The following is a 23528-nucleotide window of genomic DNA, read 5'->3' as shown; positions in this document are numbered from 1 at the left end:
AAGTTTTTTGCTTGTTATAGAAAACCAATTCATAAAGATTTGTTATGATTGGATAGTTTACTCTTATTTGAAAATTCTACCAAAAAGTGCTTTCACAAACATCATTTTTGGACATTTCCAAATGACTTGTAAATCTTCCCAAATAGAAGTTTCTTCATCTAAAAATTTAAAAATTACAGTCGAATTTCCTTTTTTGAACATCGAAGAAAATATCTTGGAGCCTAATTCGTTTTTCGAACTTAAAATATCTAACAACAACAAATCATAGAACCAAAATTTATCTTTTTTATGGAATTTTCTAAAATCTGTCATATCGAGCGAAGTCGAGATATTTTTTTCTAAAAACTGAACTAAAGCTTTTGATTTTTTGGAAGCATTTTTAAAAGTATACCCCGTACTCGCTTTTGTCCAACCGCCAGCCGAACCAATATTAATGATGTTTTTAGTGTTGTGTTTCCAGAAAGGGTAACACGTCATTGGAATATTGCCTTGTTCTTTTTCAATGATTTCGTATTCGGTTATTCCGAGATTTTCAATGTATTTCTTGATTTCAGATTCATATTCCTCTTTTGAAAGTAAGTCTTTTGAAAATAACGTGTATTCTAACAACGCTTCATTTTCGGATGTTGGTAAAACATACATAAAACGTGTATTGCCTTTTTGTTCTACCGAAAAATCCATAAAAGTGGCACAATTTGGAGTAAAAACAGCCTCTTTACTTTTGATAAACCAACCTACAAAATGTTGCTGAATTAAAGGAAATTTGGTTTGTGCTTTTACAACTTCAGGATTGTAAATTGAATTGAATACTTTATTGCAGGTAAAAGTTTCACTTTCCGTTTTTACTACGCAATGATTTCCTAATTCAGTAAAATCAACTACTTTTTGATTTAAAAAATGAATGTTTTTATGTTCGGAAATCTTCTTGAAAACCAATTCATAAAAATCCAAACCATTTATTTTTTTGTACTGATAAGGCGTTAGTTCTAAAACGCGATTGAATTTCTCATTCGCAAAAACAGCTTGATTCCATTTTTTTGAAACGATTTCATCAAATAAATTATGTTCATCCCAAAAGCACCAAGTTCTATCGTTTGCTTTTTTAGTATTCTCATCAATTAGCAAAATGGATTTATCTTTAAATTTTCCAGATAAAAGCATTTCATAAACGGTCATCAAAGCTGATAATCCTGAACCTGTGAAAATGTAATGATAATGTTGCATTAAAAAATAGTATATCGAATTCCTAAAAAGCCTCTAATTCCTTGGTTGGGTGCATACACATAAGTTGCGTCAAAATTTTCGCCAAAAGGATCTTCTGCTCCAGCTATTAAATATGGAGTTCCTTTATTTGGCGTCCAATTCAAAATATTTTTCACACCACCATAAAGTTCAAAACTACGAAATTTTTTATAAGTAAATTGTATGTTTTGCAAACTCCAAATAGGAGAGTACTCAGGCCTTGGGTCTAAATCACCTAAAATTGGCAATCGCATTGGTCCATATAAATTCCCAGTGTAATCGATGGATAGAAACCATTTTGGAATATCGTAAGTTATAGCCCAATTAGTGCTGTATTTTTCCGTTAAAACAGGTATTGAGTTCACTCCGTTTTGCACATTTTTCGGTTCCATAATGGTAAAACCAACAATTGCTTTTAATCCAAAAGGCGTAACTAAATCGATATTGCCACTAATTCCTAAGGTTTGTGCATATCCGTTTAAGTTGGAATAAATAATTTGGTTTGGATTTGTGTCGTAATCTGGAATAATTTGGTTGTTAAAATAAGTGTACCAAGCCGAAGTTTCAAATCCTAAAAAAACACCGTTTTCAAATCTGATTTTCTTCAAATAATTCAAGTTGATGTTGTACGAAGTTTCAGGTTTTAAATCTTCGGTAATTACTACATCTCTCGAACCTGTTAAAGCAGCGTGATCTTCGGTAAATAAATTCACGATTCGAAATCCAGTTCCTGCATTAATTCGGAACACATCATTTTCCGTTGGCTTCCATTTGTAGGCGATTCTCGGGGTGAAAATATTACCGTGATTGTTGTTGTAATCGTATCGAGCACCTAATAAAAGATGATGTTTTTCAGCTAATTTTATTTCATCTTGAAGAAAAACGCTATAAATTTTTGTTTGTTCTGCCGAAATTGTCGCTGGTGTGTTGTCGTTGTAATATTGATAACGAAAAGCAGCTCCCAATAACAAATTGTGATTTTCTAGCTTTTTATCCCAAGTATATTGTCCAAAAGCAATTTTTTGATTCGCCAAGTAAATCGTATTTCCATACACCGAATTTTGGTCATGAGCGGTCATTGAAAACGATAAATACATATCTTCGGTTGTTGGTAATTGATATTTACTTAAAAGCTCCACTCTTTTCGTATAAATACTTTCGCCATAAACTTCCGAACCACCTCGATATGATTTGTTCCATTGCATTTCGCCTCCCCAACGGTCTTCGTAAAAAAGGCGTCCTGCGATGGTAAATTCTTTATTGTTTTTTCGTTCGAAATTCCATTTGTTGAAGATGGAAATGCGTTCTTGCAAGGTTACATCGGTAAAATTATCATTGTTGTTATCGATAGGCTGGTTGTAATTGTAATAATTGATGCCGACTAAAGTAACGGCTTTTTTACCAATGTTACTTTTAATTCCTAAATCCAAATTATTTTCTAACCAAGAAGTCGAAAAAATATCGGCTGAAAATAATGGAGCAGTTGTTGGTTTTTTTGTAATGATATTGATTAAACCTCCAACAGCTTCACTTCCGTACAAACTGGATGCTGGACCTTTTACTACTTCAACTCTGTCAATCAACGAATTTGGAATTCCAGATAATCCATAAACGGTTGAAAGTGCGCTTACAATCGGCATTCCGTCAATTGTAACCATGGTGTACGGACCTTCTAACCCGTTGATGTGAATATCGCCAGTGTTGCAAATATTGCAATTTAGTTGAGGTCGAACACCATTTACATTTTGCAACGCTTCAAAAATATTGGAGGTTGGGTTTTTCTTTAAAAATGCTGTTGTATACACTTCTACAGGAACGGGTGTTTCCATTCTTGAAACGGGTTTTAGTGTTCCAGAAATTACTACATCGTCTAATGTGTTTGAATCTTCTTGTAAGTCGAAAATGATTGTTAAATCAGAATTATTTTCAAGTATAATTTTTTTCTTTTCGGGTTTAAACCCAATGTAGGAAGCGGTAATTGTATAGGAACCGTTGGGAATATTAGTAAATTCATAAACGCCATTTTCATTGGTTTCAACTCCCTTGTTTAGTTCTTTTAAATAAATATTGGCATAAGCTAAAACTTCATTATTAGCGGTCACTTTTCCTTTTATAGTGTTTTGTGAAAAAGTAAAAGCAGATAAAAATAGAGCAGTATAAATAAATATTTTAGACATTGTAAAATTAAATTTAGACAAAACTAAAAAAAATAATCGGTTTGTCAAAAAAACAACAAACCGATTAAGGAAATTAACCAAATAAATCTCCAAAAAACTAAGTTGCTTGATAAAATTGTTTTGGAACAGGAAAAGGGTCTTTAGTTGAGCCAAAACCACTCTGCATATCAACAATCTCATCACGAGTACAAATACATTTTTCTATTTTATTTCTAATTTCGGTTTCATTTAAATGGATTCCGATAAAAACTAATTCGTTTAGCCTATCGCCAAATTCTAATGACCAACGTTCTTCAATAATTTCTTGATTTTGAATGAAATTTGGGAAATTAATACGTTCACTATACAGCATACTTGCCCACCAAACTCCAGCGCCTTCGGCTTTTATTGAGCCACCAGCTTGTGACCAATTTAAAGCTTGAGCTGGTCTAGAAGCTATCCAAAAAAGTCCTTTACTTCTTATGATGGTTTGAGGAAATTCTGAAATGAAATCCCATAAACGATAAGGATGAAAGGGTCTATGGTCTCTAAAAACAAATGAATTTATACCGTATTCTTCTGTTTCTGGAGTATGAATTCCTTCTAGTTCTTGAATCCAACCGGCTGACATTTCGGCTTCTTCGTAATTAAATAATCCTGTATTTATAATTTCATTGGTAGCAATTTTCCCCATGTTACAATGCACAATTTTTGCTACCGGATTTAATTTTTTTAGTGTATTTTCAAGAAGCAATAAATCTTCTTTTTTTACCAAATCTATTTTGTTTAGTACAATTACATTGGCAAATTCAATTTGGTCTACCAATAAATTTACAATTGTTCTTTCATCATTTTCAATATCCGATGCTTGAATGTCTTTTAAAGTTTCTGCTTTGCTAAAGTCTTTAAAGAAATTAAAAGCATCCACAACCGTTACCATAGTATCAATGTAACTGTATCTAGATAAATCAATGTTTTCTTCTTCATTAACAAATGTAAAAGTTTGCGCAACCGGAATTGGTTCACTAATTCCAGTGCTTTCAATAAGTAAATAATCAAAACGATTTTCTTTGGCTAATTTTTCAATTTCAACCATTAAATCTTCGCGAAGTGTACAACAAATACAACCGTTACTCATTTCTACCAACTTTTCCTCGGTTCGAGATAACGTCATTTCGTTTTTTACGAGTTGGGCATCGATATTTACTTCACTCATATCATTAACAATCACGGCTACTTTCAATCCTTCTTTGTTGTGTAGAATATGATTAAGTAATGTGGTTTTTCCAGCACCTAAAAATCCAGATAATATTGTTGCGGGTAGTTTTCTCATTTTAATGTTTGTGGTATCTAAAATTCAACAAATGACCTATTATCATTCCAATTCCACCAAAATAAAGTAAAGTTGTATGATGATGAGTGATTAGAGTGTATAAAATACTTGACAAAATTATCCCCATGGAACAAATTAAAATGAGTTTTATAGATTTATGAGTTTCGGATTTAAGTATTCCAATTATTGCATAAATTCCAATTCCTGCGAAAACTAGATCAATCCAATGATTATGTGATAATCCAATTGGTAAAATGGCGATTAAAGGAAATATTAAACAATGAATTAAGCACAATGTGGCACTGGAAATTCCTAAAACATCATGAAATTGTTTTGATTTTATATTCATCTTGCTATCTTTGTTAATGCAATTCTGTTGCAAATATAGTAATTATTTTAATTAACGCAACAATGTTGCAATAAAAACATGAAAGTAACTCGAAATACTCAAGCTAAAACGGAAATATTGCATCTTATTCAACAAAGCAAGGTTGCACTTTCTCATGCCGAACTTCAGGAATTATTGAATGGTTTGTGCGATAGAGTAACTATTTACAGGGTTTTGGAGCGTTTATTAAAAGAAGATAAAATTCATAAAGCCATAACAACAGATGGTGTAGTTAAATATGCCTCCTGTCAATCAACAGAACATCATCATCATAATCATGTTCATTTTAATTGTACAAAATGTAACACCACCTCGTGTTTAGATGGTGTAGAACCTCAAATACAACTTCCCATAGAATATAAAGTAGAAACTTCAAATTTTACATTATCAGGAATTTGTCCCAATTGTAATAAAATTTAGTTTTGTCTAAATATTTTATTTGATAAAATAAAATTGTATTTTTGATAATAAAAAAAACATGACCATTTCTGAAGAAAATTATATTAAAGTTATTTATCATTTATCGTTGGTTTCTCCAAAAGGCGTCAACACGAACGCTATTGCTGGAATGTTAGATACCAAAGCGTCATCGGTTACCGATATGATGAAAAAACTTTCGGATAAAGATTTGGTAAGTTACCAGAAATATCAAGGCGTTACCTTAACTGAAAAAGGTTTTCATTCGGCAAAAATGATTGTTAGAAAGCACCGATTATGGGAAGTTTTTTTAGTAGATAAATTAGGTTTTTCTTGGGATGAAGTGCACGAAATTGCAGAAGAATTAGAACATATCAAATCGGAACAATTGATTAATAAATTGGATGCTTTTTTAGGTTTTCCTGTTGCTGATCCACACGGAGATCCCATTCCAGATGCAAAAGGTGTGATTAAGAAAATTGAAAAACAATTGTTATCTGAAGTTGAAATAAATGCATCATTTCATTGTGTTGGCGTGAAAGATTCGTCTACCGATTTTTTAAAATATTTAGATAAACAGAAAATAGCTTTAGGTTCGGTTGTTAAAGTAATCGACAAAGAAGATTTTGATGATACGTTAACGGTTGAAATTGATGGAAAAAGATTAACGATTTCGAATAAAATTGCTAATAACTTATACGTACAATAATTATGTTTGATTCAATTATTCATTTTTTTGAAAGTATCGACCCAATTCTGGCAGCTTTTTTAGCGACCACATTTACTTGGGGATTAACAGCATTCGGTGCTTCGTTTGTGTTCTTTTTTAAGACGATGAATCGAGTAGTTTTAGATGGAATGCTTGGTTTTACAGGCGGTGTAATGGTTGCGGCAAGTTTTTGGAGTTTGCTAGCGCCAGCAATCGAAATGAGTGAAGGAGATGGATTTATTAAAGTAATTCCGGCTGCAGTTGGATTTTTATTAGGAGCCATTTTTATTTTCGGATTGGATAAAGTGTTGCCCCACATGCACATAAATTTCAAAGAAACAGAGGGAATAAAATCACCTTGGCAAAGAACCACTCTTTTGGTTTTAGCCATCACGTTGCACAATATTCCAGAAGGATTAGCTGTTGGTGTTTTGTTTGGTGGTGTTGCAGCGGGAATTCCAGAAGCTTCAATTGCAGGAGCCGTTACTTTGGCTATTGGAATTGGAATTCAGAATTTTCCTGAAGGGATTGCCGTTTCTATGCCGTTACGAAGAATGGGAATGAGCAGAACAAAAAGTTTCATGTACGGACAATCGTCAGCCATTGTAGAACCTATTTTTGGAGTAATTGGTGCTGTTGCGGTTACTTTTTTCACCCCAATATTACCTTACGCATTGGCTTTTGCTGCTGGTGCTATGATATTTGTTGTCGTTGAAGAAGTAATTCCAGAAACCCAACAAGATAAAAATACCGATATTGCCACTTTAGGTTTTATCGGAGGATTTATTGTAATGATGATTTTAGATGTAGCTTTAGGTTAATGACAAGCACAATCATCGCCACAAGGTTTTGATTTCTTTGGACGTTTTTTCCAAAAGAATTTCTTTACCAAAAAACCTACGGCTATGGCTAAAGAAAGGTAAACTAAGATTTGTTGTATATCCATAGTACAAAAATAAGAAAAGCAATCTCAATAATAATGAGATTGCTTTTTTATTAACTAAAACTAACTGAAAATCAGATTAAAATTTTGCTCCAATTGATAGAAAGAATGTTCTTCCTTCTCCAGGTAAGATACCAGGTCCAGGATATCCACCTGCTCTTCTTGTTGCATACATTTCGTCTGTTAAGTTATTAATTCCGGCTCTTAGATTATAGTTTTTTAAGAATTTATATTCTGTAGATAAATCTAATACGTGATATTTGTCTAGTAATCCTGTTACTCCATTTGCAGATGGAGCTACTGTGTTGTTTGCATCAGTAAAAATTTTCCCTGACATTCTATATTGTAATGTAGAAGAGAAATTGTTTTTATTCCATCCAAGACCAAAGTTATGAATATAGCGTGGTGCATTTTCTACTCTATTTCCTTTAAGGTTACTTTCTGTAATCACTACATTTGGCGCAGTTCCCGATGCTGAATATATTTTAAAATCGGTGTATCTAGAATCAATAAAACTAATTGTTGCAAATAAGTCGATATTTCCGAATTTATTTTCAACCTCTAGTAGTTTAGTTACATTAAGATTTACAAATCCTTCAATACCTTTATTAATGGTTTCGCCTAAGTTGGTTCTGTATAAGAAAGTACCCTGAGTTGGATCGTTGTTTACAAATTGTCTAACACCTCCAATTCGGTTGTTGTATGAAAGATAGAATAAACTAAAATCAAAGTTTAAATAATTTTTAAATGTACCTCTGTATCCTAAATCAGCATTGAAGCCTGAAGCATCTTTTAAGTTAGGGTCTATTTGGTCAGTAACTGCAGGCGGAGTAATGTCTGAGAAAAGAACTGGTCTGTAAGCTTGCGTAATATTAGCATAAATGTTTGTTGAGCCTAGTTTATATTCCATTCCTAAACCAAATAATGGTTTGCTTCTACTAATTTCTTTTTCTTCAAATGGCACATCATTTCCTGAGCTAATCCCAAATCTTCCGTTTCCGATAGAGTTAATATATTCATATCTTAAACCTGGGGTTACACTAAATTTTTCAGTTAATTTGAATTGGTTTTCTGCAAATAAAGCTACGTTTTCAGTATAAAAGTTTAAATCTCTTGGGAAACCATTTTCAGTAGTTAGGTCAAAGTCGGAACCTGTTGTCCCTCTTCCATCTTGTTGTCTAATAGTATTTGCTTTGTATAATCTAAACCCAAAAGCTAAATTGTTTTCAATTTTCCCTAGTTTATATTTATACAAGTTTCTATTTTCTAAACCAAAATTTTCGTAAAAATCTCTATCAACCCTTCTGTTTGCGTAGTCATTAGTTAACGGATTAATAGCGTCTACATTGTTAGGAGTTGCAGTAAAACCAACACTATTTCTTTCGCCGATTAAGCCAAATAATTTAGTATTAGAACTTAAATTTTCATTAATTTTTGTGTCAAAATTTAATGAAAACACGTTCCATGGAGTTCCAAACCAGTTTCTGTTTCTTAATGATTGTCTAGGATTATTATTGAATTGTTCATCCGTTAAACCTCCTGCTTGTTGCATTTGGTAATCCATGTTAGTGTATTCTGCAGAAATTTTTGTTTTTTCTGTAAAAGCATATTCAAGGAAAACGTGAGAGTTTCTTACTTTATACTCGCTGTTTTCTCTCCAGCCATCAGCACTTCTTGAATGATTGTAAGCGTAATATGAAAATTTGCCTATTTTTCCACCAATAGCGTTGTACGAACTCATTAAGTTGTAGCTACCGGTTGTGTTTTGTGTTTCAAAAGAAAATTTCTTTTTTGTTTCTCTTTTTAAAACATAATTTAACATTCCTCCAAATTGTGGTCCAAATTGTAATGAAGCACCACCACGAATTAATTCTAGTGACTCAACTGCTTCCAAAGGTGGATTGTAATAAGCTTCTGGATAACCAAAAACATCAGATGAAATGTCGTATCCGTTTTGTCTCGTGTTTAGTTCCCAACTTCTGTTAGGACTTAAACCTCTAACCCCAACGTTTATTTGAATTCCTGATCCTTCATTTTCCCAGATTGTAACTCCTGGAATTCTTGAGAAAACTTCACGAGCATTGTTTGTGGTTAAATTTGCGTTAATGGCGTTTAATTTGATAACTTCATTTTTCTTTCCTGAAAAAATCACATTTCCTTTTGTTTCAGGCATTCTCTCAGGACTTTGTTGAATAGGTGAGATGGTGACTGAATTTAACTCTACTATAGAATCATTAGATTCAATTTCTTGAGCGTTTAGGCTTTGTGATAGCATTATACTTGAAAAAGCCAATACAACGATATATTTCATTTTATTTAGATTAATTCTACGGAGCAAAAATAATCACTAAAGTTTATTTAGACAAATTATAAATAAACTTTTTTAAAGAGACTTTTAGAATTGTATTTAATCTATTTTTTTAATAATAAATTTTTGTTTTTTCTATTTAAGTCAGGGAAATAAATGAAACTATTTAACAAAAACAGCTTTTTTTAAAAGTATATTCCTGCTCCAAATGTCATATAATTATAATTTGGAGTAGCAATTTTTAAATGTTCGTAGCCTATAGCGAAAAAATAATTCTGTTTATGGTATTTTCCTCTAATTTCGAATGAGTTTACAGGTAAGCCATTTATTCTACTCCAAATCATTGCACTATTAAAACTTATGTTTTTTATCGCAAAAACATCGGTATGTAAACCATAAGAAAAACCAGCTTTTTGAACATCATTCCCCACATAAGTGGCACCAAGTGTCCAACCTAAATTAAACTTTTTAAATCGAATTCTATCATAAGCCACATTAAATTGAAATAGCGAAAGATTTGAATATTTGTTAGTAATAGCATTTTTCTCAATCAATTCTCGATAATCACTTTGTATATAGAAATATTGAAAAGGTCTGAATTTTGCTTTTAGATGATTTCCGAATAAATTATTGTTGCTATACAGAAAATGATTTTCAACATCAAATCGCATCAAATTTCCATATTGAATACTGTCGTTTTCTTTTTGGAAATTTCCTGATTCACCATCAAAATAAGGATATTTAGATAATGGGTTGTATAAATGATTTTCACTTCTATAATCGCCAATAGTGGAATAAAAACTTACATACAATAAGCCTTCAACAAATAAGCCAGCTAATCCAAAATCATTTGAAGAAGAATTTCTACTTGAACTTGATGAACTTGGGCTCGACGAAGAATTAGAACTGTTTCCAGATTTTAATTCATCTTTAGATTTGTCAATCTTTTGAGAAAAAGAATAGTGTAAGGTAAGACTAAGTAAAACTACAAGTAATGTATTTTTCATCAATTTTTGTTTCTTAAAAGCAATCAAAAATTATGCCTTTATTTCAAAACTTGATATGCAATTAAAGCAGTTATGTAGGCAAATCCACTCATAAAAACCAACTGAATTATGGGCCATTTCCAAGAATTGGTTTCTTTTTTTACAATAGCTAAAGTAGAAATACATTGCATCGCGAAAGCATAAAAAAGGAGTAATGAAATTCCTGTAGCAAAATTGAATATTTTTTCACCAGTTACAGGGTGCACTTCGGCAGCCATTTTATTTTTAATAGTACTTTCTTCTTCGCTATGACTTCCTACGCTGTAAATGGTGGCTAATGTGCCTACGAAAACTTCACGAGCTGCAAACGAACTTACCACTGCAATTCCAATTTTCCAATCATAACCTAATGGACGAATAGCGGGTTCAATTGCTTTTCCCATGTAACCGATGTATGAATTTTCTAACTTGAAGGAATTTACTTGATCTTCAAATGCTTCAGTAGTGATGGTTTTGTTTTGATTTTGTTGGGTAATAATAGCTTCAGCATTATTGAAATCATCACTTAAACCGTGAGAACCTAAATACCATAAAATTACCGATAAGGCTAAAATGATTTTTCCAGCACCTGTTACAAAAGCTTTGGTTTTTTCTAAAACGTTTAACCCAACATTTTTTAACATCGGGATTTTATAACTCGGCATTTCTACTACGAAATAAGATTTACAACTTAATTTTAAATATTTATTAAGTAAGAAAGCCGAAAAAACCGCCATTCCAAAACCTAATAAATACAATGCCATCAGCGTTAATCCTTGTAAACTTAAAAAGCCAAAAATTCTTTTTTCAGGAATAATTAAGGAAATCAAAATAGCATAAACAGGTAATCTTGCTGAACAAGTGGTGAAAGGTGTTACTAAAATCGTAATTAATCTTTCTTTCCAATTTTCGATATTTCTCGCACTCATAATTGCCGGAATAGCACAAGCCGTTCCTGAGATTAAAGGCACAATACTTTTTCCAGACAAACCAAATTTTCGCATGATTTTATCCATTAAAAATACTACGCGACTCATGTAACCGCTTTCTTCTAAAACAGAAATGAATAAGAATAAAAAGGCAATTTGCGGAATGAAAATTACGATACCACCAATTCCTGGAATTAATCCTTCACTGATTAAATTGGTGAATTCTCCCGCTGGAAGGTGTTGTTTGGCAAGCGAGCTAAAGTTAGCAAACGTTTCATCTATAAAATCCATTGGAATGCTACTCCAATCAAACAGAAACTGAAAAATAAGCATTAAAATTCCGAAGAAAATCACATAACCATAAATTTTATGTGTTAGAATTCTGTCGATTTTTGCTCGAATATCAGTTGCTTTTGAAACATCTATTTTTTGACCAATTTTCAATGTGTCATTAATAAATTGGTAACGTTTTATGGTTTCTTTTTGTTGTAAGCGTTTTAAATCGGCGTGCGATTTAGTAAACGAACTTTTAATTTCGTTTCGCTCTAAATTTAAGAAATTAACATCTTGCGTAATTACCAACCAAAGTTTGTACAACAATTGATTTGGAAACGCTCTTCTTAAATTATTAAAATAATCTGGGTCAATCGACGATGCGTGTAAACAAGGTTCGGTTGAAAGTTCGGTATAGTTCAGAATCAATTCTTTCAACTGATTAATTCCTGTTTTTTTTCTTGAACTTATTAAAGCAATTTTCGTTTTTAACTCTTTTTCTAAAGCTGGAATATCCAGTTCAATTCCTTTTAAAGCCATTCGATCTGCCATGTTAATGACTAAAATGGTTGGAATTTCTAAATCTTTGATTTGAGTAAAAAGGAGTAAATTCCGTTTTAGATTTTCCACTTCAGTAACTACAACAGCAACATCTGGAAAATCTTCGTCGTTTTTATTTAGCAACAATTCGATTACTACGTTTTCATCAATTGAACTCGCATTTAAGCTGTAAGTTCCGGGTAAATCAATGATTCTAGCTCTCGTGTTTTCGTTTAATTTGCAAACACCTTGTTTTTTTTCAACGGTAATTCCTGGGTAATTTCCCACTTGTTGATTCAATCCTGTAAGTTGGTTAAAAACGGAAGTTTTGCCCACATTTGGGTTTCCAATTAAAGCAACTTTGATAGGATTTGAACTCATGAGAATTAAATTTTAGTAACGGTAATTTCCCTTGCCGTTTCAATACGAATGGCAACATGAGAATCATTTACGTTGAAATATAAGGGATCACCTAAAGGCGCAATTTGAATTAAAGTAATGGAATTTCCAGGCAAACATCCCATTTCTAAAAGCTTTAGCGGGATTTCATCTAGATTGACCGAAGTAATGGTAGCTACTTCACCAATTTTAAGTTCAGAAGAACAAATTTCCATTTCCTTATTTAGATTGAATTAAAATACAAAAGTAAAAATTATAATCGGACTACAACTGATAATTGTCAACTTTAGCAAAATATTTATAAAAATTAATTTATTGGTTTTCACAAAGCCACAAAATATCTTCTAAAAGTTGTTTCATGTTCTTTGTTTTTGGGTCATCTGAAGGTTTGTCAAGATTGGTACCGTCATAAAAACCTCTAATTCGTTTGTTTTTATCTACCAAAATGAAATTTTCGGTATGTACCATGTCATACATTTCTTCCGGTTTACCCGTTTTTACTGCCAAGTATGATTTTCTGGCTAAATAATAAATATCCTTTTTATCTCCAGTTACTAAATTCCAACGTGAGTCATCAACTCCTTTTTCAAGTGCATATTTCTTTAAAACTTCAGGTGTGTCAATATCAGGAGTAACAGAAAAAGACAACAGTTTTACTTTAGGATTGTTTTTCAATTGATTTTGCAACCAAACCATATTATCTGTCATTTTTGGACAGATAGTTGGACAAGTAGTAAAAAAGAAATCGGCTACATAAATCGTATTTTCATAGTCTTTTTGAGTAATTATTTTCCCATTTTGATTGGTAAAAGCAAAATCAGCTATTTTATGATCGTTACCAATGTGTTGAACCGTAGAATCTACTAATTCTGGATTAATATCTCTAGGAGAGTAGATTGGGAGCATTTTTTCTGGAGAAAGTAAAGTGTAAATTCCAAAGTAAATTATGATGGAAAGTATTGAAAAAATGATTAAAAACTTTTTATAAGGGGCCAGAAAATTAAGCATATAAATTTTTTACAAAAATAATAATAAATCAAAAAAGATTTGTTAAAATCACAGATGGACATTTGTTAAAATTCTAATTTGTTGATTTTCTTCATTATATTTGTGATATTATACCCAAATAACTACTAAATAAATGATTAAAAATTACTTAATTGTTAGTTTATTGTGTTCCTTTTTAGGATTTTCACAATTTAATTCCAACGCCCCTTGGATGACTAATATGAGCACAGCTAAAAACGGAGAAGCATCCATTAATGAAATGGTAAATGCTTTTAACACCTACTGGTCTACAAGAGATAAAAACGCAAGGGGATCTGGTTACAAACCTTTCATGCGTTGGGAATACCACTGGAAAAATTACACTAACAATCAAGGTTATATAATGTCATCGGATGAGTTTTGGAACGCTTGGCGTGAAAAGAATCAATCGAAAACAAATAGAAACGCTATCATGTCGCTTCCACCAAGTAATTGGCAGGCAGTGGGACCATTTACACATACCAATACAGGTTCGTGGTCTTCGGGTCAGGGGAGAGTTAACATTGTACATGTTGATCCATCTAATGCTAATACGATTTATTTAGGTGCTCCTGCAGGAGGAATTTGGAAATCAACTAATAACGGTTCTACTTGGACACCTTTAACAGATGAATTACCACAAATTGGAGTTTCTGGTATTGCTGTTGATTATTCAAATTCAAATGTAATTTATATTGCTACAGGCGATAAAGACGCTGGAGATTCTTATTCTGTTGGAGTTTATAAATCAACAAATGGTGGTTTAACTTGGAATCCTACAGGAACAATGGGGGGATCTAATCCTTCTAGAGCAGGTGATATTGTAATTCATCCAACAAACAATCAAATACTTTGGTGTGCTACAAATAATGGTATTTACAAAACAACAAATGCTGGAACGTCATGGACACAAGTGCAAACGGGTAATTTTTCTCAAGGAAATATTCGTTTAAAACCTGAAGACCCTAATACAGTTTATGCAGTTACAACTAACAGATTTTACCGTTCAACGGATTCTGGAACAACTTTTGCTGAAGTTTCAACTGGATTACCTGCAATATCAGGAAGATTTGTTATGGATATTACTCCAGCAAATCCAGAATATATCTATATATTGAGTTCAAAATTAAGTTCAGAAAATTACGATTTTCAAGGAATTTATAGGTCAACTGATGGAGGGACTACATTTACCGCAAGAAATACAACAACAAATATTTTTGAAAATTCAGGATCACCTTCTCAAGCTTGGTATGATCTGACATTAGCGGTTTCATCTACAAATGCGGAAGAAATTTATACAGGGTGTTTAAATGTTTGGAAATCTACTAATGGAGGAACTTCTGCAACAAAAATTAATAACTGGAGTAATCCGTCTGGACCATCTTATACCCATGCCGACATTCATTATTTAGGATTTCATGGAACAAAATTATTTGCAGGGACAGATGGTGGAATTTATGTTTCAGAAAACAATGGAATTAATTTTACAGATTTAACCGCCGGGGTGCAAATTAGCCAATATTACAAAATTGCGGTTTCAAAACAATCTAGCGGAAATATGGTAGGTGGTTTACAAGATAACGGTGGTTATGCCTACAGTGGAGGTCAGTGGAAAAATTATTATGGGGCTGACGGAATGGATACCGCTGTAGATCCAACAAACCCAAATTTATATTATGGATTTATACAATTTGGAGGTGGATTGTACATCAGTAATTCGGCAGGAAATGGGATTAGTTCATCCGTTAATTCACCTGGTGGAATTGATGGGAACTGGGTAACTCCATTAGTAGCAAATTCTATTGGTGAAATATTTTCAGGATTTGACAACTTATATAGATTATCAGGTGTTAATTGGGTACAACAAAATTCTGGTTCTATTGGTAGTGGTAATTTAGAGTTAATTAAAATTGATCCATCTAATGATGATATTATATATGTAGCTAATGGTTTAGATTTGTATAAAAGTATTAATAGAGGTGTTGATTTTAGTTTGGTTTTTTCAGCAGAAGAACCTATAAGTTCTATAGAAGTTAATTATTCTAACTCAAACATTATTTATATAACAACTCGAAATAGTTCTGAATATGGAACAGTTAGAAAGTCTATTGATGGAGGATTCAATTTTGTTGATATTACCGACGGAGTACCTGATATTGGAAAAAATGTAATTGTACATCAAGGTAGAAATACTAATAATCCTTTATACTTAGGTACCAGTTTAGGAGTGTATTACAGAGATGATTCTATGTCAACATGGCAACCATTCGATACGAATTTGCCTAACGTTTCTGTTGAGGATTTGGAAATTAATGTTGAGGATGCAAAATTGATTGCAGCAACATACGGAAGAGGAGTGTGGCAAACCACTATTCCTGTTCAGTTGGCAAGCAACGATATTAAATTATTAAGAATAAAAAATCCAACAGCTGAAATTAATTGCGGAAGTACTGTTACTCCAAGAGTTGAAGTCAAAAATAATGGTTTAAATACCATCACCACAATTACAGTTAATTATACTATTGATGGAGCGCCTTCAAGTTTTGTATGGAATGGTTCTTTAGCTTCTTCTGCAGTTGCAGATGTTGATTTACCTTCGGTCGTTTTATCAAGAGGAGCTCATAATTTAAATGTTACTACTATAATTTTAAATGATGCTTATTCAGATAATAATAATGGTACTTCATCTTTTTATTTAAATGATGCAGGAACAGTTGGAGTTGTAAATCCATTCACAAATGCTTCAAATGAGCTTATTGCTTACAACGAAGGAACAAGTGGTGCACAATGGCAAAGAGGAACAAGAACAGGTGGTTTAACATCTTCAGGAAATACAGTTTATACGACTAACTTAACAGGAAATTATCCAGATAACATCAAAACATATTTAGTTTCTCAATGTTATAATTTATCTAATGTGATTAATCCACAGATTAGTTTTGCTATGAAATATGATGTAGAACCAAACTGGGATATTGTTTATGTTGAATATTCAACAAATTTTGGTGCTACATGGACTGTTTTGGGTGAAATGGGTCCAACGTGGTATAACAGCGATAGAACGCCTACGACTACAGGAACCGATTGTAATAATTGTCCCGGAGCTCAATGGACAGGATTAAACACAACATTAACAACATATACTTATCCATTAAACGCCTTAAATGCTGAAACAAATATTATTTTTAGAATTGTTTTCCATTCAGATCAATCTGTTAACGATTTAGGAGTTAATATAGATGATTTCTTAATTAACGGAACGCTTTCGGGACAAAGTTTTGAACTACAAAACATTGTTTTGTATCCAAATCCTTCAAATGGGATTTTCAATGTAGTAACAGGTACAAATGAGATTACTGGAATTGAAGTATTTGATGTATCAGGTAAAGTGGTATGGTCTAGAAAAGATTTTGAAGTTTCAAATTCAGAAATACAAGTAAATTTATCTTCAGTTGCGCAAGGAATTTATTTTGTGAAAATTTCTGCAGATAACCAATCAACAGTTAAACGAATTATTAAAGAATAATATATAGTTTACAACAAAAAAGTAGGCTTTGGCTTACTTTTTTGTTGTAAACGTTTTACTAACTAAATTTAAATACATGAGTAGAAATTACATTTTAAATTTTATTTTATTTCTATCAATTCATTTTGCTAATGGACAGAATAGTTTAGTAATTAATTTAGAAAGCAACAATCATGAAGTATTTAATTTTATCAACACTAAAGGATATCCAATAAAAGCATTTTACAATATTTCTGAAGAAAAATATAGTACACTTGAAATAGACGCAATTAAAATTTCAGGATCAGATTTGAGTATCCAAAAATTAAAGAATTATTTTTTAGTATCATATTATAATCAAGAATTATTAGATTATCTAAAGTTAAAAAAAGTAACGTTCATACTAACAGATAATAGAATAATTTCACCACCAGGAGATATATTGCCCGCTACGCCAAGTTTTATTTCGCAACAAACATATTTACAATCTAATCCAGGATTAAATGCAGAGGCAGTTTGGAATTTAGGTTACACAGGACAAAACATTACAATTCATAATATTGAATTTGGGTTTAATAAAAATCATGAAGAATTTAATGATACAAATTGTAACATTGCAACAGGGATGACTGTTAATTCTTCTGCATCTACCTCTTTTACTGAACATGGAACTGCTACAATGGGAGTTCTGTTTGGACATAATGGAATTTATGGAGTTACAGGAATTGCCCATGGTGCAGCACAAGTTTGGTTGTATCCCGAGTGGCAACAAAGTGGTTACAGCAGAACAAATGCTATAACTCAAGCATTAAATAATTCCACAATTGGAGATGTAATAGTTTTTGAAATGCAAGCATATGGTTTAAACGGAACGGTTTCAAACCCACGCTTTGTACCCGCAGAATATGATATTTTAGTTTGGAATTTGACTAAAGCTTTAACAGATTCAGGAAGGATTGTAGTTGCTGCGGCAGGAAATGGTTATCAAGATTTGGATAGTCCCGATTACCAAACCTATATGGGTTACGGAGATAGTGGTGCGATAATTGTCGGAGGTGGTACAGCAAATATCACACATGCAATTTTTCCTCCTTATGTTTCAGGTGGTGTAACATACACTAGTACTTATGGCTCCAGAGTTGATGTTCAAGGATGGTTTGAAAATGTTAGATCTACTGGAGCTATTCCAGGCTCAGGATTTACTTTAGTTGGAAGTGATTTTAATCAGTCTTATATGACTTTTACAGGAACTAGTTCTGCCACAGCTCAATTAGGTGGTGTCGTTACTGTTTTACAATCCCACTACAAGAGTCAAACTAATAACACCTTAACGTCTCAACAGATGAGAACGGTTCTAAAAAATACCGGAATTCCACAAGGTGGTGACTTGTCTAAAAATATTGGGCCTTTTCCAAATATGCTTGCTGCAGTAAATTATATTCAGCAAAATTTGAGCACTGAATCATTTGAAGAAAGCAAATATTTTATTTACCCAAATCCTTCAAAAGGTGTTTTCAATTTAGTTACAGATACAAATGATATTAAAGAAATTGAAGTGTATGATGTAACAGGAAAAGTAATTTTATCAAAAAATGATTTTGGAGTATCTGATATTCAAACTCCAATTGATTTAACATCAGCATCTCAAGGAATATATTTTGTGAAGATAACTTCAAATAATCAATCAACAATAAAAAGAATCATTAAAGAGTAAATTATGAACAAATTCATTTTAAAAGGAAGTTTAGGATTTCTTTTTTTATCAATTGCATTTTCTTCGTGTAAATCATCACAAGAAGTAGCAACAAAAAAAGAGTCAATAGGAATCAATGTGGGTTACATGGATAAATCCAAAAACCCAGCCGATGATTTCAATCGCTATGTAAACGGAACTTGGTTAGATAAAACCGAAATTCCAGCAGACAGAACACGTTGGGGAAGTTTTGACGAGCTTCGTAAAAATACCGATGACGATGTAATGGCTATTTTGAAAGACGCTATCAACGACAAAACTATCGATCCAAAATCAGATCAAGCAAAAGCAATTAGCTTGTATAAAACTGTTTTAGATACCGTAAGCAGAAATAAAGCCGGAATTGATCCGTTAAAACCATATTTAGCTAAAATTAATAGTGTTCAGAATACAGATCAATTAGTTGCTTTATTAGCAGAAATGGAACCAGAAATGGGATTAGGTTTTTTCGGAAGCTACATTGGTGCTGATGCTAAAAACAGCAACAAAAACGTAATTTATGTAGGAACAGGAAGCCTTGGTTTACCTGATAGAGATTACTACGTTTCCGATGCGCCAGACAACAAAGAAAAGCGCGAAAAATACATTGCTCACGTAACCAGAATGCTACAATATTTGGGTGAATCTGAAGCTACAGCTAATGCAAATGCAAAGAAAATTTTAGCATTAGAAACTAAAATGTCAACTGCAACTTTAGATAGAGTTGAGCGTAGAGATAGAAGAAAAACCTACAATCCAATGAGTTTTGCTGATTTGCAAAAATTAGTTCCAACCGTAAAATGGGATACGTATTTCCAAAACGTTGGAATTGGAAAAGTAGATTCGTTAGTAGTTTCGCAACCAAAATATTTACAAACTGTTGAAACTATCTTAAAAGACAACCAAGTTGAAGATTGGAAAGCCTATATGCGTTGGACAGCTTTAAGAGGTTCTTCAGGATTACTTTCAACTGAAATCGAAAATGCGAATTTTGATTTCTACGGAAAAACCTTAACTGGTGCAGTAAAACAACGTCCAGCGGAAGAAAGAGCTTTAGCAACAGTTAACGGAAGATTAGGTGAAGCTTTAGGAAAACTATACGTAGCTAAAAAATTCCCACCAGAAGCAAAAGCAAAAGCACAAGCAATGATTGCAAATGTAATGTTGGCTTTTGATAATAGAATCAACAATTTACCTTGGATGACAAAAGCAACTAAGGAAAATGCGAAAATCAAATTGAATAAATTCCGAGTGAAAATCGGATATCCTGATAAATGGAAAGATTATTCAGCTTTGGAAATGAAATCTCCAGAACAAGGCGGAACGTATTTTGATAATTCAAGAATGTACGCAAAATGGAGCCACAAACAGAATATCGCTAAATTAGGAAAACCTGTTGATAAAGAAGAATGGGGAATGTCGCCTCAAACTGTAAATGCATATTTTAGTCCAACAAACAATGAAATTGTATTCCCAGCAGCTATTTTACAACCACCTTTCTATGATTACAAAGCGGATGAAGCAGTAAATTATGGTGGAATTGGAGCCGTAATTGGTCACGAAATTTCTCACGGATTTGATGATTCAGGTTCAAGATATAATGCGGATGGTAACTTAGTAAACTGGTGGAGTGATGAAGATTTAAAACAATTCACCACTTTAGGAAGTGCTTTAGCAGACCAATATTCAGCTTTAGAGCCATTACCTGGAATTTTTGTGGATGGAAAATTCACTTTAGGTGAAAACATCGGAGATTTAGGAGGAGTTAACGCTGCTTACGACGGATTACAAATCTATTTGAAAGCAAACGGAAACCCAGGTTTAATTGACGGATTTACAGCAGAGCAACGTTTCTTTATTTCTTGGGCAACCATTTGGAGAAGCAAAATGCGTGACGAAGCTATCAAAAATCAAGTGAAAACAGATCCACATTCGCCAGGAATGTACCGTGCTTATGTGCCGTTACAAAATGTGGAAGCTTTCTATAAAGCATTCAATATTTTACCACACAACGGTATGTATTTACCTTTTGAAAAACGTGTGAAAATTTGGTAATATTATTTAACCACATAGAATCATAGAATTTTTTAGGAGTTCGTTATAGTTCACAAGAGCTATCTTTTCTCAAAAAAGTGAAACGCCTTAAGGTTTAAATCTATGTTTCTATGTGGTTTTTTTTTAAGACTACTTAAAAGCAAGTTCTGTCAAGCTGAATTTATTTCAGCTTCTCGATAAAGAGATTTTGAAACGAGTTCAAAATGACAATAGAGTTTCTTTTAAGTAGTTTTTTTATTTTATAAAATAGTAAAGATTATCGCCACTTATTAAAAAGTTTAAAAGGATTATAATCCGTGAAAATCCTTTAATCTGTGGCTAAAAACTATTTCTTCTTAATTGCTCTATTCACTAAATAAAGCCCAATAATAGTTATCGTTCCACCAATGATAATTGCAGTAGTTAAAGGTTCATTAAACAACAAATAACCAAAAAACAACGCCACCATCGGATTGATATATGCATACAAACTACTGATTTCGGTTGGTAAATTTTCTAAGGCATAAATAAATGCAATAAACGTCAACACCGAACCAAAAACGACCAAATATCCAATCGACCACCAAGAAATCGCTGGAATTTCACTCATCGGAACCGAAGTGCCATTAAATCCAATTACGCTTGAAATCACAATGCTCGAAATCAACATTTGTAATCCCAAACTAAAATAGGGGTTGAAATTCGTCTTATTTTCTTTGATATAAATCGAAGATAATGCCCAAGTAAACGTAGCAATTACCGAAAGTAAAATTCCAAAACGAAATTCAGGTTCTAAGAAATCGTTGAGGTAATCGTAGAAAATCACGCAAATACCACCAAAAGCGACAATTAAACCCACAACCGCTTTCCAAGATGTTTTTTGTCCGCGAAACAAACTGATGATTACAATCCAAAGTGGAAAAATAGAACCAATAATCGCACCCAAACCACTTGAAATGTATTTCACGCCCCAAGTACTCAAACCGTTACTCAACATGAAATTCAAGACACTCAGAACCAAAATAGTGCGCCATTGACGTTTATTTGGCCAAGGATGTTTTTTGATTAAGAAATAAAGCAAATACAACAATCCGCCAAAAAGTTGGCGCAGCGCTACCAATTGCATCGGAGGCATGTGCTTGACACCTTCTTTGGAAGCAATCCAAGTGGTTCCCCAGAAAAAGCTAATCCAAATTAATGCTAAAATGGGTAAGCCAATTGCATTTTTCTTTTGCTGGATGTAATTGTGAAATACGCTAAAATAAGCCATTACTAAATTTCTTTTTGGAACGAATAACCTAAAATGGTTTCCACTTTTTTACTGGAAATAATTTTACCTTTCGATTCCGAATCTTCTGCAAAGGTAGGCAATGGCAAATTGAATATTTCAGCTTTTTTGTGATAATATGCTTTGCGCGTTGGATGTTGAGGTGCGACAGCATTGAAGGTTTGATTCCATTCCCAATTGTCATGCTGAACTTGTTTCAGTATCTCTTCAATAATTCCAATGCAATCTTCTCTTTCAATCATATTCACCGGTGCATCAGGATTTTCAACATTTATTCTTCCTGCTAAAAATTTTACAGGATGACGATTATCGCCCAGCAAACCACCAAAACGAATTATGGTAGTTTTAAAATGCGAATTCGATTGCAAAAGAGTTTCTGTAATTGCTAATTGTTTCCCGCTTTCACTATCAGGATTTGGTTTTGTGTCTTCTGTAATTTCTACAATTGGAAAATCATCGCCATAAACCGAAGTAGAACTCACAAAAATAACTTTCTGAATGCCCGATTTTTCGATAAAAGGAATCAACGTTTTTACTTTATTTACAAATGTCATTTCGTTAGATGTTGAAGTTTCTCTTCTCAACCCTGGTGGAATATCAATCACTAAAACATCAGTTTCTTTAAGAAAATCTTCAATAGTTCCAATGATTTGGTTTTCTTCCAACTGAATTTGGAAAGGCGAAATTCCAGCGTTTTTCAACACGTCTAATTTACTTTCCGAAGTCGTAGAACCTTTTACTTCGTAACCTTTTGAAAGCAATGATTTGGCTAGTGGCAAACCCAGCCAACCGCAGCCGAGTATGGAGATTTTTATTCCCATTTGTGTTTTTTTATGTAGGTATTTGTTGGAATATCGTAATCGTAGTAAATAACATATTTAAAACCAGCTTTAGTTAAAGTGATTGAATCTGGTTTAATTTCTTTGTTTAGATAAATGTGGCTTTCACTTGGATTTTTTTCATTAAAAATCACACGATAATATTTTCCAAAATTGTCATGTGTAAATTCTGAATACCTTGCTTCTGAAAAATATTTTTTACTGTTATTATAAAAATAGTACTTTAGATAACTATGTTTTCCAAGTCTTATACTGTAGACTTTCCCTAAAGTTTTTCCTTGATATTTATCAATTTTTTTATAATATTCTTTTTCGTTAATATTCGTGTAAATTATAATTAGAAAAATAAAGATGATTGTTATGGCTAACATAATCTTCCCTTCATTTTCTTTCAAAAAAGTTGAATAACTTTTCTTTCCTCTTTCTTCTTTCATCTATTTTC

The 23528-nt window shown here is 32.6% G+C and carries 18 protein-coding genes; 6 read left to right on the top strand and 12 right to left on the bottom strand.

All coding sequences use genetic code 11. The features are described from left to right. Positions 1–63: 63 nt before the first annotated feature. The 4 genes from AAEO58_RS02435 to AAEO58_RS02420 all read right to left on the bottom strand — a co-directional run bounded on the left by AAEO58_RS02435 (position 64) and on the right by AAEO58_RS02420 (position 5080). Complete coding sequence (locus AAEO58_RS02435) at positions 64–1224, bottom strand: lycopene cyclase family protein (RefSeq protein ID WP_341681637.1); 1161 nt, start codon at positions 1222–1224, stop codon at positions 64–66. Further along, positions 1224–3419: a TonB-dependent receptor gene (locus tag AAEO58_RS02430; protein ID WP_341681635.1), complete on the bottom strand. Its 2196-nt coding sequence runs from the start codon at positions 3417–3419 to the stop codon at positions 1224–1226. Before AAEO58_RS02430 ends, AAEO58_RS02435 begins: the two co-directional genes overlap by 1 nt. A 97-nt stretch (positions 3420–3516) precedes the next feature. Next, positions 3517–4731, bottom strand: a complete 1215-nt coding sequence (locus tag AAEO58_RS02425) for a GTP-binding protein (RefSeq protein ID WP_341681633.1) — start codon at positions 4729–4731, stop codon at positions 3517–3519. Between the two features lies 1 nt (position 4732). Beyond that, entirely contained in the window at positions 4733–5080 is a 348-nt protein-coding gene (locus AAEO58_RS02420) for a MerC domain-containing protein (RefSeq protein WP_341681631.1), read from the bottom strand. A gap of 78 nt (positions 5081–5158) precedes the next feature. Between AAEO58_RS02420 and AAEO58_RS02415 the strand changes: the two genes are divergently transcribed. The 3 genes from AAEO58_RS02415 to AAEO58_RS02405 are packed head-to-tail and all read left to right on the top strand — an operon-like array spanning position 5159 to position 7066. After that, complete coding sequence (locus AAEO58_RS02415) at positions 5159–5539, top strand: Fur family transcriptional regulator (protein ID WP_341681629.1); 381 nt, start codon at positions 5159–5161, stop codon at positions 5537–5539. Positions 5540–5597: 58 nt separating this feature from the next. Continuing rightward, positions 5598–6245: a metal-dependent transcriptional regulator gene (locus tag AAEO58_RS02410; protein ID WP_341681627.1), complete on the top strand. Its 648-nt coding sequence runs from the start codon at positions 5598–5600 to the stop codon at positions 6243–6245. A gap of 2 nt (positions 6246–6247) precedes the next feature. Further along, the gene (locus tag AAEO58_RS02405; protein WP_264367751.1) at positions 6248–7066 is read left to right on the top strand and encodes a ZIP family metal transporter; all 819 of its coding nucleotides are present in this window, start codon (positions 6248–6250) and stop codon (positions 7064–7066) included. Positions 7067–7267: 201 nt separating this feature from the next. Here the strand turns inward: AAEO58_RS02405 and AAEO58_RS02400 are convergent, their stop codons facing one another. The 5 genes from AAEO58_RS02400 to AAEO58_RS02380 all read right to left on the bottom strand — a co-directional run bounded on the left by AAEO58_RS02400 (position 7268) and on the right by AAEO58_RS02380 (position 13670). Further along, a complete protein-coding gene (locus tag AAEO58_RS02400; RefSeq protein ID WP_341681625.1) occupies positions 7268–9499 on the bottom strand; it encodes a TonB-dependent receptor family protein in 2232 nt (743 codons plus the stop codon). A 182-nt stretch (positions 9500–9681) separates the two neighbouring features. Then, on the bottom strand, positions 9682–10503 hold the full coding sequence (locus AAEO58_RS02395; protein WP_341681623.1) for a hypothetical protein: 822 nt from the start codon (positions 10501–10503) through the stop codon (positions 9682–9684). Positions 10504–10541: 38 nt separating this feature from the next. After that, on the bottom strand, positions 10542–12644 hold the full coding sequence (gene feoB / locus AAEO58_RS02390; protein WP_341681621.1) for a ferrous iron transport protein B: 2103 nt from the start codon (positions 12642–12644) through the stop codon (positions 10542–10544). A 5-nt stretch (positions 12645–12649) separates the two neighbouring features. Beyond that, on the bottom strand, positions 12650–12877 hold the full coding sequence (locus AAEO58_RS02385) for a FeoA family protein (protein ID WP_133608872.1): 228 nt from the start codon (positions 12875–12877) through the stop codon (positions 12650–12652). A gap of 97 nt (positions 12878–12974) precedes the next feature. Then, positions 12975–13670, bottom strand: a complete 696-nt coding sequence (locus tag AAEO58_RS02380; RefSeq protein WP_291252845.1) for an SCO family protein — start codon at positions 13668–13670, stop codon at positions 12975–12977. A gap of 133 nt (positions 13671–13803) precedes the next feature. On the opposite strand from AAEO58_RS02380, the gene AAEO58_RS02375 reads away from it, so the two are divergent. The 3 genes from AAEO58_RS02375 (at position 13804) to AAEO58_RS02365 (ending at position 20980) form a co-directional block, all read left to right on the top strand. Then, entirely contained in the window at positions 13804–17214 is a 3411-nt protein-coding gene (locus AAEO58_RS02375; protein WP_341681616.1) for a T9SS type A sorting domain-containing protein, read from the top strand. Positions 17215–17290: 76 nt separating this feature from the next. After that, the gene (locus AAEO58_RS02370) at positions 17291–18907 is read left to right on the top strand and encodes a S8/S53 family peptidase (protein WP_341681614.1); all 1617 of its coding nucleotides are present in this window, start codon (positions 17291–17293) and stop codon (positions 18905–18907) included. A 3-nt stretch (positions 18908–18910) separates the two neighbouring features. Beyond that, on the top strand, positions 18911–20980 hold the full coding sequence (locus tag AAEO58_RS02365) for a M13 family metallopeptidase (RefSeq protein ID WP_341681612.1): 2070 nt from the start codon (positions 18911–18913) through the stop codon (positions 20978–20980). 325 nt (positions 20981–21305) lie between these two features. Here AAEO58_RS02365 and AAEO58_RS02360 read toward each other — a convergent pair whose 3' ends face one another. The 3 genes from AAEO58_RS02360 to AAEO58_RS02350 are packed head-to-tail and all read right to left on the bottom strand — an operon-like array spanning position 21306 to position 23520. Further along, positions 21306–22229 carry a DMT family transporter gene (locus AAEO58_RS02360; protein ID WP_341681611.1) on the bottom strand — a complete coding sequence of 308 codons (924 nt, stop codon included), beginning with the start codon at positions 22227–22229 and terminating at the stop codon, positions 21306–21308. Between the two features lie 2 nt (positions 22230–22231). Further along, the gene (locus AAEO58_RS02355; RefSeq protein ID WP_341681609.1) at positions 22232–23068 is read right to left on the bottom strand and encodes an SDR family oxidoreductase; all 837 of its coding nucleotides are present in this window, start codon (positions 23066–23068) and stop codon (positions 22232–22234) included. Further along, positions 23059–23520, bottom strand: coding sequence for a hypothetical protein (locus AAEO58_RS02350; protein WP_341681607.1), 462 nt, complete (start codon positions 23518–23520; stop codon positions 23059–23061). The genes AAEO58_RS02355 and AAEO58_RS02350 overlap by 10 nt, the downstream gene beginning before the upstream one ends. Positions 23521–23528: the final 8 nt, after the last annotated feature.

This window comes from Flavobacterium helocola, assembly GCF_038289885.1.
In the GTDB taxonomy this organism is placed as follows: Bacteria; Bacteroidota; Bacteroidia; order Flavobacteriales; family Flavobacteriaceae; genus Flavobacterium; species Flavobacterium cheniae.
This window is presented reverse-complemented; position numbering and strand designations above follow the sequence as displayed.

What these genes read in the sequence shown, in the direction of transcription:
- AAEO58_RS02400 (WP_341681625.1), bottom strand. Translation starts at nt 9,499, where the DNA reads ATGAAATATATCGTTGTATTGGCTTTTTCAAGTATAATGCTATCACAA.
- feoB (WP_341681621.1), bottom strand. Translation starts at nt 12,644, where the DNA reads ATGAGTTCAAATCCTATCAAAGTTGCTTTAATTGGAAACCCAAATGTG.
- AAEO58_RS02350 (WP_341681607.1), bottom strand. Translation starts at nt 23,520, where the DNA reads ATGAAAGAAGAAAGAGGAAAGAAAAGTTATTCAACTTTTTTGAAAGAA.
- AAEO58_RS02405 (WP_264367751.1), top strand. Translation starts at nt 6,248, where the DNA reads ATGTTTGATTCAATTATTCATTTTTTTGAAAGTATCGACCCAATTCTG.
- AAEO58_RS02365 (WP_341681612.1), top strand. Translation starts at nt 18,911, where the DNA reads ATGAACAAATTCATTTTAAAAGGAAGTTTAGGATTTCTTTTTTTATCA.
- AAEO58_RS02425 (WP_341681633.1), bottom strand. Translation starts at nt 4,731, where the DNA reads ATGAGAAAACTACCCGCAACAATATTATCTGGATTTTTAGGTGCTGGA.
- AAEO58_RS02355 (WP_341681609.1), bottom strand. Translation starts at nt 23,068, where the DNA reads ATGGGAATAAAAATCTCCATACTCGGCTGCGGTTGGCTGGGTTTGCCA.
- AAEO58_RS02375 (WP_341681616.1), top strand. Translation starts at nt 13,804, where the DNA reads ATGATTAAAAATTACTTAATTGTTAGTTTATTGTGTTCCTTTTTAGGA.
- AAEO58_RS02370 (WP_341681614.1), top strand. Translation starts at nt 17,291, where the DNA reads ATGAGTAGAAATTACATTTTAAATTTTATTTTATTTCTATCAATTCAT.
- AAEO58_RS02385 (WP_133608872.1), bottom strand. Translation starts at nt 12,877, where the DNA reads ATGGAAATTTGTTCTTCTGAACTTAAAATTGGTGAAGTAGCTACCATT.
- AAEO58_RS02415 (WP_341681629.1), top strand. Translation starts at nt 5,159, where the DNA reads ATGAAAGTAACTCGAAATACTCAAGCTAAAACGGAAATATTGCATCTT.
- AAEO58_RS02410 (WP_341681627.1), top strand. Translation starts at nt 5,598, where the DNA reads ATGACCATTTCTGAAGAAAATTATATTAAAGTTATTTATCATTTATCG.
- AAEO58_RS02360 (WP_341681611.1), bottom strand. Translation starts at nt 22,229, where the DNA reads ATGGCTTATTTTAGCGTATTTCACAATTACATCCAGCAAAAGAAAAAT.
- AAEO58_RS02430 (WP_341681635.1), bottom strand. Translation starts at nt 3,419, where the DNA reads ATGTCTAAAATATTTATTTATACTGCTCTATTTTTATCTGCTTTTACT.
- AAEO58_RS02380 (WP_291252845.1), bottom strand. Translation starts at nt 13,670, where the DNA reads ATGCTTAATTTTCTGGCCCCTTATAAAAAGTTTTTAATCATTTTTTCA.
- AAEO58_RS02420 (WP_341681631.1), bottom strand. Translation starts at nt 5,080, where the DNA reads ATGAATATAAAATCAAAACAATTTCATGATGTTTTAGGAATTTCCAGT.
- AAEO58_RS02395 (WP_341681623.1), bottom strand. Translation starts at nt 10,503, where the DNA reads ATGAAAAATACATTACTTGTAGTTTTACTTAGTCTTACCTTACACTAT.
- AAEO58_RS02435 (WP_341681637.1), bottom strand. Translation starts at nt 1,224, where the DNA reads ATGCAACATTATCATTACATTTTCACAGGTTCAGGATTATCAGCTTTG.